The sequence below is a fragment of the Nitrincola lacisaponensis genome, from assembly GCF_000691225.1.
Lineage (GTDB): Bacteria > Pseudomonadota > Gammaproteobacteria > Pseudomonadales > Balneatricaceae > Nitrincola > Nitrincola lacisaponensis.
In genome coordinates, this window is sequence record NZ_JMSZ01000007.1 from 1 (window position 1) to 13,319 (window position 13,319).

12 protein-coding genes are annotated in these 13,319 nt (G+C 41.2%); 11 read left to right on the forward strand and 1 reads right to left on the reverse strand.

Going from position 1 to position 13,319, the window contains the following annotated elements:
* Positions 1 to 18 precede the first annotated feature (18 nt).
* Together ADINL_RS00995 and ADINL_RS01000 are read left to right on the forward strand one after the other, a co-directional pair.
* Positions 19 to 708 carry an Rpn family recombination-promoting nuclease/putative transposase gene (locus tag ADINL_RS00995; RefSeq protein WP_084154329.1) on the forward strand — a complete coding sequence of 230 codons (690 nt, stop codon included), beginning with the start codon at positions 19 to 21 and terminating at the stop codon, positions 706 to 708.
* Positions 709 to 1,050: 342 nt separating this feature from the next.
* Positions 1,051 to 2,271 (forward strand): methyltransferase, encoded by a 1,221-nt coding sequence (locus ADINL_RS01000; RefSeq protein ID WP_036543150.1) that lies wholly within the window; start codon positions 1,051 to 1,053, stop codon positions 2,269 to 2,271.
* Positions 2,272 to 2,280: 9 nt separating this feature from the next.
* Here ADINL_RS01000 and ADINL_RS01005 read toward each other — a convergent pair whose 3' ends face one another.
* A complete protein-coding gene (locus ADINL_RS01005; RefSeq protein WP_036542794.1) occupies positions 2,281 to 2,910 on the reverse strand; it encodes a superoxide dismutase in 630 nt (209 codons plus the stop codon).
* Between the two features lie 109 nt (positions 2,911 to 3,019).
* On the opposite strand from ADINL_RS01005, the gene ADINL_RS01010 reads away from it, so the two are divergent.
* The 9 genes from ADINL_RS01010 (at position 3,020) to ADINL_RS01050 (ending at position 13,227) form a co-directional block, all read left to right on the forward strand.
* Positions 3,020 to 3,445, forward strand: a complete 426-nt coding sequence (locus tag ADINL_RS01010) for a hypothetical protein (RefSeq protein WP_036542797.1) — start codon at positions 3,020 to 3,022, stop codon at positions 3,443 to 3,445.
* A 143-nt stretch (positions 3,446 to 3,588) separates the two neighbouring features.
* Complete coding sequence (rfaH, locus tag ADINL_RS01015) at positions 3,589 to 4,083, forward strand: transcription/translation regulatory transformer protein RfaH (RefSeq protein WP_051632446.1); 495 nt, start codon at positions 3,589 to 3,591, stop codon at positions 4,081 to 4,083.
* Between the two features lie 154 nt (positions 4,084 to 4,237).
* Positions 4,238 to 5,653 (forward strand): GumC domain-containing protein, encoded by a 1,416-nt coding sequence (locus ADINL_RS01020; protein WP_036542800.1) that lies wholly within the window; start codon positions 4,238 to 4,240, stop codon positions 5,651 to 5,653.
* A 58-nt stretch (positions 5,654 to 5,711) separates the two neighbouring features.
* Positions 5,712 to 6,878 (forward strand): nucleotide sugar dehydrogenase, encoded by a 1,167-nt coding sequence (locus ADINL_RS01025; protein WP_036542803.1) that lies wholly within the window; start codon positions 5,712 to 5,714, stop codon positions 6,876 to 6,878.
* Between the two features lie 938 nt (positions 6,879 to 7,816).
* On the forward strand, positions 7,817 to 9,154 hold the full coding sequence (locus ADINL_RS01030; RefSeq protein ID WP_051632447.1) for a flippase: 1,338 nt from the start codon (positions 7,817 to 7,819) through the stop codon (positions 9,152 to 9,154).
* Entirely contained in the window at positions 9,151 to 10,071 is a 921-nt protein-coding gene (locus tag ADINL_RS15785) for a glycosyltransferase family 2 protein (RefSeq protein ID WP_051632448.1), read from the forward strand. The genes ADINL_RS01030 and ADINL_RS15785 overlap by 4 nt, the downstream gene beginning before the upstream one ends.
* Positions 10,068 to 11,228: a hypothetical protein gene (locus ADINL_RS01040; RefSeq protein ID WP_036542806.1), complete on the forward strand. Its 1,161-nt coding sequence runs from the start codon at positions 10,068 to 10,070 to the stop codon at positions 11,226 to 11,228. The genes ADINL_RS15785 and ADINL_RS01040 overlap by 4 nt, the downstream gene beginning before the upstream one ends.
* Positions 11,229 to 11,233: 5 nt before the next feature.
* Positions 11,234 to 12,361: a polysaccharide pyruvyl transferase family protein gene (locus tag ADINL_RS01045; RefSeq protein WP_036542809.1), complete on the forward strand. Its 1,128-nt coding sequence runs from the start codon at positions 11,234 to 11,236 to the stop codon at positions 12,359 to 12,361.
* Positions 12,352 to 13,227 carry a beta-1,6-N-acetylglucosaminyltransferase gene (locus tag ADINL_RS01050; protein ID WP_036542812.1) on the forward strand — a complete coding sequence of 292 codons (876 nt, stop codon included), beginning with the start codon at positions 12,352 to 12,354 and terminating at the stop codon, positions 13,225 to 13,227. The genes ADINL_RS01045 and ADINL_RS01050 overlap by 10 nt, the downstream gene beginning before the upstream one ends.
* The last annotated feature ends 92 nt before the right edge of the window (positions 13,228 to 13,319 follow it).

A 13,319-nucleotide genomic window follows, 5' to 3' on the forward strand; every position in this document is an offset into this window, starting at 1 on the left:
TTTACTTGACCACTACAGATTCGTCAGAAACAGCTTACAACAACCGGGCAGTTACCTCCGGTGTTTCCAATCGTGCTTTACAATGGTGAGAAGCGTTGGAATGCGAATTTAAATATTCGGGATATGATTCAGGAGCTAGGGGGTGGTTTGAGTCGCTATATACCCAGTATGCAATACCTTGTGCTGGATGAAGGGCAGTGGGTTGCCGGATCACCGGGTACGCAAAGTCAGGCAAACCTTGTCAGTGCACTTTTTCATATGGAATATAGCCAGAGCCCGGCAGCACTTGCAGAGCTGGTGGGGTATCTGAATGATTGGTCAGCAGAGCATCCCAGGCTGAAAAAAGTGTTCCTGGGATGGTTGAAACGGGTGTTGTTGCCGAATCGATTTCCCGGTGTAAAATTAGATGAGATAAATGATCTGCATGAGGTAAAGGATATGCTGGCTGAGCGTGTTAAAAACTGGACTGAAGAGTGGAAAATGCAGGGGTTGCAGCAGGGTTTAGAGCAAGGCCTTGAGATTGGTCTTGAACAGGGTCTTGAACAGGGTCTTGAGCAAGGTCTTGAGCAAGGTCTTGAACAAGGCCGTGAACGTACTCGGACTCAAATTGCTCAAAAAATGCTGTCTCAAGGATTGAGTGATGAATTGATCCTTGAGCTGACGGAGATATCGGCAGAAGCGTTAGAAAATCTGAAGCAGCATCAATGATGCACTTGGTTCTTTTTTGACCTAAGTCAATTTTTGTTTTGATCCGGTTTGTTTTAGGAAAAACTCCTATATCGATAGCTACAAACCCTAGATATTCTTTACACCATCAGACAGGCCAAGGATTGGTCGAAGCTTCAGGGATGAAACAGTCTGATAACAAGTCCACTTGACGGGTCCTTGAGTGGCGGCTGGACACGGAATGTCCAGTGACGAGAGGGGATTATGCAGGGATGCAATATGAACCTCTCAATTCCTCTTCACTTGAATGTCACCGATAACCCACTTATTCTAGCGCTAAAATTTCCACTGCCTCAGCTTCAGAGAAACGAGAAATCCCTGTTGATGTTAAATCGTTGGCAAGCCCTGGATTCCTGGCTCAGTGATCACCAAGCGCTCTGGAAGCCTGTTCCTTTTTATACGCCTCACCCGGATTGGGCAAATGTTTACCCAGAGCTTTATCGTGCTTTAAGGGGATTGTCTGCCGAAGAGTGTGCTGCGTTACAGAAAAATGAGACTGTAACAACGGAGCTGTTGTCACGCTGGTTACCTGGTCTGAAACAGCGCTCCTGGTTGCTGGAAGGGTTTCTGGCAGATGAATGTGAGCTGCAGGCATTGGACTGTGTCCTCAGTGAAAACCAGGCACCACATATGCCCGAACGTAAACGGGTGCAGGCAGGCTTACTGGCAAGTCGTTTACAGCCCCTGTCGCAACCAATTACTGACTGGTGTTCAGGTATGGGACATCTGGCACGCACTTTGGCAGTAGCCAGTAGTCAGCAAGTGACTGGATTGGAGTGGAACCCGCAGTTGGTTGAACGAGGGCAGCAGTTGATTCATCAGACGCGCTGTCCGCATCAAACCCGAGTGACCCTTCAGCACCAGGACGTACTGCAGCTTCAGGCGAATACAGCTCAATGGCCTGACTCGACGCATCTGGTTGCCTTACATGCCTGCGGTGATCTGCATCGGCATTTATTCCATCAGGCAGTGAAAGCAGGTCAAAAGCGCATCAGTGTGGTTCCCTGCTGTTATCACTTGACGGCTGATGCACATTGGCATCCTCTTGCTGATGCAACGCAACGCTCGGCTTTGCAGGGGCTGAGTGCGAATGAAATGCGTCTGGCGGTACAGGAAACAGTGACGGCACCGCAGCGCGTCACTGAGCAACGAGAAGAGTTAAACAGATGGCGTTTGGGCTATGAAGCATTACGTCAGCATCTGTCTCGGGATACCCATTACCGTTTCTTGCCGTCCAGTTCTGTTAAACAACTGCAACAGGGGTTTCCAGAATTTTGTCATTGGGCTGCCAGTCAGCACGGAGGGTCTTTACCTGCACAGGTAGACTGGCCTTTCTGGCTGAATCAGGGAGCTCAGCGCTATGCACAGGTGCAGCGCGATGAACTCCTGAGACATCAATTTCGTCGGCCGCTGGAGGTCTGGCTGGTGCTCGACTATGTCCTGTTTTTACAGGAAGCCGGTTATCAGGTCAGCCTGCAGACCTTTTGTTCCCGAGAGATATCACCCCGAAATCTGCTGATTGAAGCACAGCGTTATGTGGAGTGAAAGCTGTATTCAGGCGTTATCCTCTGTGCTGGTCGCCTCGCGATAACGTCTTTCGACCTCGGACCAGTTGACCACATTAAAAAATGCAGCGATATATTCCGGTCGCTTGTTCTGATACTTCAGATAATAGGCATGCTCCCAGACATCCAGCCCCAGAATCGGGATCAGATGGTCCATCAGAGGGCTGTCCTGGTTGGCGGTACTGGTGACTTCCAGTCGCTTGGTGTCGGGGTTAACCACCAGCCAGGCCCAGCCGCTGCCAAAGCGTTTTAATGCGGCATCGATAAAACGCTGCTTGAACTGGTCATAACTGCCGAAGTTGGATTTGATCGCTGTCAGCAGTCCGTCAAGAGGTTCGCCGCCTCCATTGGGTGACATCACCGTCCAGAAAAGACTGTGATTGGCATGTCCGCCGCCATGATTTCGCACGGCATCCCTGATGTTAGCGGGCAGGGTATGGCATTCACGCAGCAAGGTTTCCAGTGCTATTTGAGCGTGGTCTGTTGATTCCAGTGCCGCATTCAAACCATTAATGTAGGTTTGATGATGGCGCGTGTGATGGATTTCCATCGTCATAGCATCAATATGTGGTTCAAGATCAGCATAGCCATAGGGAAGGGGTGGTAGTGTATAGATCATGGATCACTCCTTTGTTGTAATGCGAACTATTATTATTTGCATTCAATAAAAAAGCAACTATGATAGAGGCATTACAACAAAGTGCATAACAACCCCTGGAGGTTGAGAGATGGATACTATCGAACATTGGAAACACCTGACACGCCAAGCCAATGATGCCTTTGAGAAAGAGTGTAATGCTGTTGCGGAGTCTCTTTACAAGCGCTCATTATCACTTATGCAGCAGGCGCTCGAAAATCAGCCTGGCCTTGTGCAGGTCATTTGTCTGTCAGTCAGCGTGCAAAATTTAGCTGACCTTTATGCTAGGCAAGGACGTTGGCAGCGTTGTTTCACTATTCTGGAGACCTACCGGACGCGATTCGATCATGCGGCAGAAAGCCTGGATTGTCCGCCAAGTGTAGGGTTGTCCCTGATACAGGAAAGCTGCCGGTTACGACGCGAAATCCTGCGCCACCAGCACGAACAGTCTCATCCGCACACCTTGCCGGACCGTAGCTGGGTATCCAGCCTGCCGATGACTGAGCGGGTGCATTAGTGATATGTCATGCGACTTCTGTTACGTTTCTTTGACTGCTAAGCGATCCATATCATAGCTGATGTAAGCAATTTGCAGCTTTGGCTCGACTAAAATTCAAGGTATAGTATCCCTTGAATAAGTGCAGGATTGGAGAGACTGTTGTGGAAGGACGAGCCTGGTACCTGGTGCAGTGCAAGCCGGGAGAAACCCAGAGAGCATTGGAAAATCTCGAAAATCAGTGCTACGAGTGCTATTTACCCATGATCGGTGTTGAGCGTATTCGCAACCGCAAGCGGCGCGTGATAGCCGAACCTTTATTTCCGGGCTATCTGTTCATTCACCTGGATCAATGGGAAGACAATTGGCAGCCGATTCGCTCCACTCGGGGCGTCAGCCGCTTGGTGGCTTTCGGTGGTCTACCGATCTCGGTTGATCAGGAGCTGATTGATCTGCTTAAACAGCGCTGTATCCAGCAGGCAATAGTAGAAGCACTGAAACCAGGCGAGCGGGTGATGGTTACCGAAGGGCCTTTCAGTGGTTTGAACGCCGTGTTCGAAGCCTACGATGGCGAAGAACGGGTCATGATTCTGCTCAATATCCTGCATGCGCAACAGCGTTTGAGCATTCCCATCTCTAGCATCGCTAAAATCCACTAAGCTTTAAGCACATAAATTCCGGCTTCATTCCCTATCCTTCAGGGGGTACAATGAGGCCGTTTCAGTTGTTTCCGCAGGTAGTGCATGATGCACATGCCCTGCGGTAGCCTGCCTGTTTCTCAGATTTTTTATTACAATTGGAAGTAAGTTGTTCATGAGTCAAACTGACCCCTCTCGCCCGGATGCACAGTTTCCGCCACACTATTATCCTCCTTACCCCTATCGCCAGGATGATGAAATCAGCCTGCTGGATTTGGGAAAAGTGATCTACAAACGTAAACGGGTATTGCTGCTGATATGGCTGTTATGTGTGGGAGCGGCATTCATATATGTATTGTTTAAGCCCTCTCACTATGTTTTTCAGTCAGTGGTGGAAACGGGCAGCTACCCAAATGCAGAGGGCGACCGGCTAACGGTTGAACCGGAGAGTTCGTTACTGTCCCGTGTGCGCTCAGCCAGTATTCCGTCTGCCCTGCGAACACTGAGTCAGGAAACGGGTAAACCCATTGATCATTTTCCTGACGTAAAGGTCGATTTGGCAGAAAACTCCGGCATGCTGGTGCTGAGTAGTCAGGTGAAAGCAGATGCAGCTGCACAGCAGCTAGCGCACCAGCTGCATCAGCAAATCCTCGAAAATCTGCTGTCTGCGCATTCTCAACTGCTGCAGACACACCGTGACCAGCGTGAGCTGACATTGCGAAACCTGCAATCAGACCTGCAGGCCCTTGAATCACGCGCACAACTCGATACAAAGTTGGCACAATTGAATGTCGCCAAAAGTGGAGCACTTGCCCGTCTGGAGCAGCTGAACAACGACGAATTGCGTCAGATTGAAGTGCAACGATTACAACGCAGTCTGAGCAGTGCCCAGCGTGAATTACAGTCACTGCAGGAGCGTGAAGTCAATCTGCGTGAACAGATCGCACGTCAGCCCGACAAAGAGAGTCTTTTGCTTAAACAACTGGAACGTGCAGAAGCTGATTTGAGCGAGCTGCGTCAATCACGTCAGCGTGTTATTAACAGTGGAGCATCAGGTACAGCACAACTCTCCCAAAGTCTGCTGCTGATCGACAGTCAAATCAACAGTGCCTTGAACAGTGTGCGGGAACTGGAAAATAATCTTTACCTTAAATTGCCAGAAGAAAATGCCGAGTTGCGGCGCTACCATGTCGATCTGGTCAGTGATATCGGCATACAGGAAAGCCGTGTTGCCGAGGCGCGTCAAGCGTTGCGGGAATTTGAAATCTCCCGTGAATTGATGGTTCAGCAAGCTCAGGCAGACGTGGATCGTCTGGAAGCCGAGCTTAATCAACTGGTACGTGAGCATGAAACCAGTCTGCGCCAGCTACAGGCAGGGCTGGACTCAGTCACACATCAAATGGATCGGATTCAGAACAGTCGTATTGTTGTCGAGCCAGGCCTGGATAAAGCCGCACGTGGCTCCAGCTCTATTATGATTCTGGTACTTGCCACTCTTCTGGGTGGCATGTTGGGAGTGATGGCTGCGTTTATCGCCGAGTTCCTGGCACGCTTGAAATCCAGTATGACAGAAGAGATCCACAAAACATAACCCACACAAGCAGCCCCTTAACACTACAGACTACGAGACAGATCAAGGGAAGATAACCATGAAAATAGCGATTGCGGGTACCGGTTACGTCGGATTGTCCAATGCCATGCTGCTGGCACAGCATAATGAAGTGGTGGCGGTTGATATCATTGAAGAGAAAGTCAATCTGCTCAATAACCGTCAGTCACCCATCGTGGATGCCGAGATTGAAGATTTTCTGCAGCACAAAACGCTGAATTTCCGTGCTACGCTGGATGCCGAAGAAGCCTACCGCAATGCTGATTTTGTGATTATTGCCACTCCGACTGACTATGATCCCAAAACCAACTACTTCAACACCCGCAGCGTTGAAGCGGTGATTCAGAGTGTCATGACCATCAACCCCAAGGCGGTGATGGTAATCAAGTCCACTGTACCCGTAGGTTATACCGCTGAGGCGAGTCAGCGCTTTGGTACGACTAACCTGATATTCTCACCCGAGTTTCTCAGGGAAGGTCGTGCGTTATACGATAATCTCTATCCCTCCCGTATCATTGTGGGTGAACGTTCCGAGCGCGCCGAGACCTTTGCACAACTGCTCAGGCAGGGAGCCATCAAGCAGGACTCTCCGGTTCTGTTTACCGACTCAACCGAAGCAGAAGCCATCAAACTCTTTGCCAACACCTACCTGGCGATGCGCGTGGCCTACTTCAATGAGCTGGATACCTATGCTGAAACACATGGGCTGGATACCCGGCAGATTATTGAAGGGGTAGGCCTGGACCCCCGTATCGGCAATCACTACAACAACCCCAGTTTTGGTTATGGTGGCTACTGCCTGCCAAAGGACACCAAACAGTTGCTGGCGAACTATGATGAAGTACCGAGCAACCTGATTCGTGCCATCGTTGATGCCAATACAACCCGAAAAGACTTTATTGCCGACTCTATCCTGAAGCGCAACCCGAAAATCGTGGGTGTATACCGGCTGGTGATGAAGTCCGGTTCCGACAATTTCCGTGCCTCTGCCATTCAGGGCGTCATGAAGCGAATCAAAGCCAAGGGCATCGAAGTAGTCGTTTATGAGCCAGTGATTGAAGAAGATAATTTTTTCAACTCGCGCGTGATTCGTGACCTGGATAGCTTCAAACAAATGAGCGATGTGATTATTGCCAATCGCTTGTCTGAAGATCTGCAAGATGTCGCCGCTAAAATCTACACCAGAGACCTCTTCGGCAACGATTAATCCTTCAGGAAACCTTGTAGGCGCTCGGTCTTCGGGCGAACAAACCAGAAAAGGGTGTACGGCAATCAAAGTAGCCTTCCTGATTGAACAGCTTTTGCAGCAGGTGTAACAGCAACTCAAACCACAGGATTTTAAACTTAGCACACAGTGGTTGATACGCAGCAGCGTATAAAAACGCAAAGTAATCAATGATTCAAGTCTTTAGCATCGAGCGCTCCCGCGAACTTTTGTATGAATTGGGAGGGCGGATTCATGCATAAGGTGTCCTATGTAAAACCTATTATAAAGTATTGTTGATTCACCATTGACCGTACGCTTAAGACGATGTATATCGTTCCATTCAAGCCTTATTGGATTCGTGAAACAAAAACGCCCGAGTGTCATACATCACTTGCTGGACTTTGTTAACATATATTCGGTCGATACCCACGAGAAGCATGAAAACACAGTTTCGGACTTAGCCAAAAGCATAGGTCTCACCTAGTCATTGTCGCCAGTGGTATGTATACCGGTAATCGTATTGTCAATTACCCTAAGGTGATGTGGAAGATCCACATCATCAGGTGTTGGTTAGCTGGCCTTCTGAATACCAGGTCGTAGCATTTAGAAATATGTGCCGTAAAATTGATGGTAAACGCAACAACATCAATGCTAGTTTAGATACTAATAGCGGATGTTCCATCCATGTTTAGCTTAGTAAAAGCCATGAGGAACTGGCCAAGTGAAATAAGATTAGCGCATGGGTAGAAAAAGCTGCGAAGGGTGTTGAAGGGGAAATATTGAGGCGATGTATATCCAAAAAATAAAGTAAGTAAGGTTTTATTGCTGTGAAGATATTAAAAGCCATTATCTTTTTCAAATTAGCGTCTAAGACAGAAAATTCAAAATTTATAAACTGAAAGAGCAATACAGAAATAACACACTACGGATTCTATCAAGTGCTAACCACACTACACAGTAAACTGCTTTCTCTAAAAAACCATCCAGGCTTTCAGCGATATGCGAGCAATACATCATGGATGATGGCCGAGCAAATTCTGCGGATTATTGCAGGTTTATTCGTTGGTATATGGGTGGCTCGCTATCTGGGTCCTGAACAGTTTGGCCTGTTCAGTTATGTATTAGCATTTACTGCTATTTTTGGAGGTGTTGCTAAACTCGGATTGGATGGCATTATAGTGCGAGAGTTAGTCAATCAACCAGAGTTGAGTGATACCTATCTAGGCACTGCCTTTTGGTTGAAGGTTATTGGTGCCTTTATCGTAATGGCCTTAATGGCTCTGATTGTGCCATTTACTTCCAACGATGCCACCACTAACCTGTTCATATTCATCATTGCGGCTGGTTTGATTTTTCAAAGCTTCGAGGTAGTTGAGTTTTACTTTCAGTCACAAGTTCAAGCCAAGCTTGTTTCAATCTGTAAAGTTATACAATTAGTGTTTTCTTCTATAATTAAAGTGTACCTAGTGCTCACTCAAGCTGAGCTGATTTGGTTTGTGTTAGTTGCTACTTTTGATGCTTTTAGCTTAGCTGCAAGTTATTTAATTGCTTATAAATTAAAAAATAATAATTTGTATTTTAAATTCTTTGAAGTAAAAATTGCTAAGAGTCTAATAAAAGATTCATGGCCATTAGTATTTTCGTCACTTGTAGTAATGATCTATATGCGCATCGATCAAATTATGATTAAAGAAATGATGGGAGAGTATGAGGTAGGTATATATGCCGCAGCAGTAAAAATCAGTGAGGCTTTTTACTTTATCCCGGGAATTATTACGGTTTCTTTGTTTCCTGCAATTATTAATGCAAAGAATATAAGTGAAAAGATTTTAGAGGGGCGTATTCAGAAATTATACTCTCTTTTGATATGGATTGGTCTTTCTATCTCAATACCTGTAACTATTTTTAATAAAGAAATAATTAATACATTGTACGGGTTGGCTTATGCTGATTCAGCTGCAATTATGGCAATACATGTTTGGAGTAGCGTATTTGTTTTTTTGGGTGTGGCATTTGGTAGAATATTAATAGTGGAAAATAAAGCAATAATTACACTTAAAAGAACGGTTCTAGGCGTTATTTTAAATGTATCTTTAAATTTTATTCTTATTCCTTTGTATGGATTGATTGGTGCAGCCATTGCAACTTTAATTGCTCAGTTAGTGGCCAATTATATGTATGATTTACTAGATAAGCGTGTTAGAAAACACTGGAAGCTTAAGACGTTCGCCTTTTTTATACCCATTAAATTCATGTTAAGAGGGGTGCGGAGTTGATACGGTTTAGCATTATAATTCCTGCGTTTAATTCAGAGAAATATATTGGGAGGTGTTTAAATAGCATACTCAAGCAAAATTCTACTGAGTATGAAGTTATTGTGGTAAATGATGGTTCTGAAGATGATACGTTAAACGAAATAAAAAAATTTGAAGAAAGTTTAAATATAAAAATTATAAATAATAATAACCAAGGTGTCTCATGTGCAAGAAATATTGGTCTTGATAACTCTAAGGGACAGTATGTTATATTTATAGATTCTGATGATTATATTTTACCGGGTTATTTAGAATACTTAAATAAATTGGTTGCGAATAAAGAGTATGACTGTATTTTTTTGAATTATAACTTAGGTGTTCTGGGTAAGATTCATGAGCGAGAGTCTTGTGTATTTCAGATAAGTGGGGATGTTTCGAATGAAAAAACAATGGAAATGTTTTTAGAAGGAAAAATATCAAATTCACCATGGGATAAAGTGTTTAATAAAAGAACACTAAAAGAAATAAGATTTTGTCCAGGTATAACAGTAGGTGAAGATGCACTTTTTTGCTGTCAAGTATTAAGTGAGTCGAGTGAAAACTATATTGTAGATAAATCTTTTTATGTGTACATGCAAGATACCAGTGGGGTGACACAAAGAAAATTTACAGCTAAAAAACTTAATGATATCTCTGATGTAATGATAAAAATCGGAAAGATAATTGATTTAAGTGTGTATAAAAAAAAGTATCATCTAATGGTTTTTAATCAAATGGTTGGCTATATTTTTAATCGAAGATTTCTTAGTAATATACTGTCTAATGAATCACTTGTTTTTTTTGATAGCTTGAAGCATATTTCAATTAATGATATAGGCACTATTAAGAAAAAATACGCATATATTATGTCAAAAATGATTTTAATGATTAAGCCATGAAGCCTCTAGATTTAATTCTATTGCTGCCGGTTTTCTACTTATTCATTGTGTTGTATTCATTTTTTGGTGTTTATGTATTTGATTTTGGAAAAAATGTGCCTTTTCAATTGTATAGAGATACGTATAGTGAAGGTTTTTTCTTTGTTCTTTGGGGTTATGTTTTTGCTTCTTTGTCATTTATTGTTGGTGCTTTGTTGGTAAAATTTTTAGCTGTAAATAAAGAAAAAGTTATATTGTACAACTATTTTTCTAAGCCTCGGGTGCTGAATGTATACATCGTAATTTTATTTTTCATGATGTTTATAGTGGTGATGCATATGGGGATGGGCGTGTCTCATATTTATTATAGAGATGGTTATGTTATAGATAATGAATCTGGAAGTGCAGTTTTTAGATTGCTGCAGGTGGTTTTGCTTCCGGTAGTAGCCGTTACTCTTGCGTTAACTAAGAAAAAAAAATTAGGTTTCTTTCTTTTTTTAATACTATATATATATGTACTGGGCTTATCTAGTAGATATTCTATGGTGGTGCCTGTATTTTATTACTTCGGCCTAATTTATAGAAATAATAATTACTCTGTGTTGGGGCTTGTTGTAGTGGCTCTTGTCTCATTATTATCATTGTTGGCTTCAGTTTCATTTAGAGATAATATTCAACAAGGAGTTTTTCCTAATCTATATAGTCTGGTTATGCTGGATTTTAATTATGAATTATTCATGTATTCTTTAAATTATATTTTCAGTTATTCTGTCATAGCTGCGACATATGTTGTAGAAAATCATGTGGGAGATGGATTAAGTTTTATATATTCTATAACGCCTGTTCCCTCAATGTATATTGATGTGCAATATCTTACAAGTAGTCAAAAAATTAATGAGCATGCACCTTTTCCAGCAATATCTATTTTGTTGTTATCTGGCTATCATTATTTAATTTTATATTATATTTTTTCAGGAATGATATGGATGTTTGTTTTGAGATTCTTCCATAAGAAAAGTCTTGTTGGATATATGGTAGTGACATGTTTATTCATTTTGTTTGTTGTTTTGGCAACTCAGTATAACTTAAGGAGTGTTACTAGGCTTGTTTACTATTCGATTTTTTTATATTTAATTTTCATTATTGCTCTGCAGTTTAAGCTTAAAAGGGTTAGGTAATTTATATGAAAGTTGGGATAATAACCTATCACGCATCACATAATATTGGCTCAATGTTGCAATCATATGCGTTGCAAAATGTTTTCCGAGAAAATTATAAGTTTGATGTGGAGTTTGTGGATTATTCAAGTGAAGCGCAAAGAGATATGTACTCTATTTATCCTAAGGTAAGTAATTATAAAGGTGTAATAAAAAATATAATTTCATTTTTGTTTTATAAAAAATTCCAGCAAAGATTCGAGCAGTTTGAAAATTTTAAGTTAAAGTATTTGAAATTATCAAAAAAAAACATATCAAATTCAAAAGATTTTCATGATGTATATGATCTTATTGTTTGTGGTAGCGATCAGATTTGGAATGTGAATTGTTTTGATTACACTTATTTTTATATGGGTGATTTTAGTCACAAAGCTCCAGTGATATCTTATGCAGCTAGCTTAGGTGGGCAGAATCTACTTAATAGTAAAAATTGTTTTATTTATAAAGAGCTTCTAAATAAATTTGATGCAATTTCTGTTAGAGAAGAAAATGGTAGTTTATGGTTAAGAGATATTTGCGATACAGATATTGAAATAGTGCCTGATCCAACCATTTTAGCTGAATTTAATATATGGCATGATTTGTCTAATGAAGCTGATTATGAAAATAAATATGGGGATTATATATTTTTTTATGGGGTCCCTTTTTCAAAAAAAACCTATAGTATTATCCAGAAAATTTCAAAAAAACTAAATAAAAAAGTTGTAATGATTGATTATAAATCATATCTTTATAATTTTTGTAAGTTTCGCGGCTTTGTTGTGCATGGTGAGACTTCTCCGATTGATTTTATAAATCTTGTTAAGCATGCAAGCCTTGTGATAACTACTTCATATCACGGTACAATATTTTCTACTATATTTAAAAAGAATTTTTGGACGTTAACATATAAAGAAACGAATAAGGATGATGATAGAATTACCTATCTTTTAGAACAGCTTGATTTTAGAGATAGAATGATTTTCATGGAAGATTATGAGTCTTATGATTTAACTGCGGATGTGGACTACTCTAACTATAAAGAAACTATAAATGGACTTAAAAAAGTTGGTTTTAGCTACATTGATGAGACATTAAAAAAAATATGCGTCTGATATTTCTAATAGTATGTCATAAAAAGACTCCGGCATTGATTTATAATTTAGAAAAATTTTCTAAATTTGAAAATTGCCATGTAATAGTGCATATTGATAAGAAAAGTCATTTGCTTCCTTCGGATCTTGTGATATCTAAAAATATACACTACTATGAAAATCCGACTGTTGTTAAGTGGGGTGGTTTTTCTCAAATTCAGGTTACTTATAACTTGTTGAAATATATAGATCATATGGATTATGACTACGTTTCATTGATGTCTGGTGAAGATGTCTTTATACGTAGTCAGGAAGCTTTTAATTGTTTTCTAAAAAGTAATAATTTATTTGATTTTGTTGGGTTTTGTCGCAGTGATGGTGATCTATATAACCCAATAGACCGTGTTCAATATTGCTACCCTTTTTATTTCTTTAACAGAGATAAGTCAAAAATATATTCTTGCCTAAGGCGGATTACTTTTTTTATGTTTTCTTTAGGTTTATTTAAAAATAAAGCTACTCCTTATAAGAGGTTTTGTAAGGGATCTAATTGGTTTACTATCAGGAAATCCACATCCAGTCTGATAGTTGATGAAGTTGACAATAAAAAATTGCTGGATTTTTATAAAAATAGCTTTTGTGCTGATGAAGTATTTGTTCAAACAATAATTTATAATAATTGTATGCTTGATAGCGTATATGATTTTTTTAACTATGATGATAATAGAATGTCTTTGAGGTATGTTGATTGGAAGTCAGGACCTGATTTTCCAAAAGTTCTTACTATTTCTGACTTGGAATCTGAATTTCCGAAAGATGTGTTTTTTATTAGGAAGATTTGTTCTAGCGTTAAAGTTTCTGAGTTAAATAAGTTATTTGGTTTGTGATTTTTTCATCTTGGCTTTTATTTGAAAATTTTATTTGCTGTTTCGTTTAGTTGTTTTTGCTTGAAGGTTTTTAATGGTAAAGTGGTTCTGAG

Bases quoted from the DNA above. Each gene is read 5' to 3' on its own strand.
- ADINL_RS01005 (WP_036542794.1), bottom strand. From the start codon at position 2,910: ATGATCTATACACTACCACCCCTTCCCTATGGCTATGCTGATCTTGAA.
- ADINL_RS01000 (WP_036543150.1), top strand. From the start codon at position 1,051: ATGTTAAATCGTTGGCAAGCCCTGGATTCCTGGCTCAGTGATCACCAA.
- ADINL_RS01050 (WP_036542812.1), top strand. From the start codon at position 12,352: ATGCGTCTGATATTTCTAATAGTATGTCATAAAAAGACTCCGGCATTG.
- ADINL_RS01010 (WP_036542797.1), top strand. From the start codon at position 3,020: ATGGATACTATCGAACATTGGAAACACCTGACACGCCAAGCCAATGAT.
- ADINL_RS01025 (WP_036542803.1), top strand. From the start codon at position 5,712: ATGAAAATAGCGATTGCGGGTACCGGTTACGTCGGATTGTCCAATGCC.
- ADINL_RS01040 (WP_036542806.1), top strand. From the start codon at position 10,068: ATGAAGCCTCTAGATTTAATTCTATTGCTGCCGGTTTTCTACTTATTC.
- ADINL_RS01020 (WP_036542800.1), top strand. From the start codon at position 4,238: ATGAGTCAAACTGACCCCTCTCGCCCGGATGCACAGTTTCCGCCACAC.
- ADINL_RS01045 (WP_036542809.1), top strand. From the start codon at position 11,234: ATGAAAGTTGGGATAATAACCTATCACGCATCACATAATATTGGCTCA.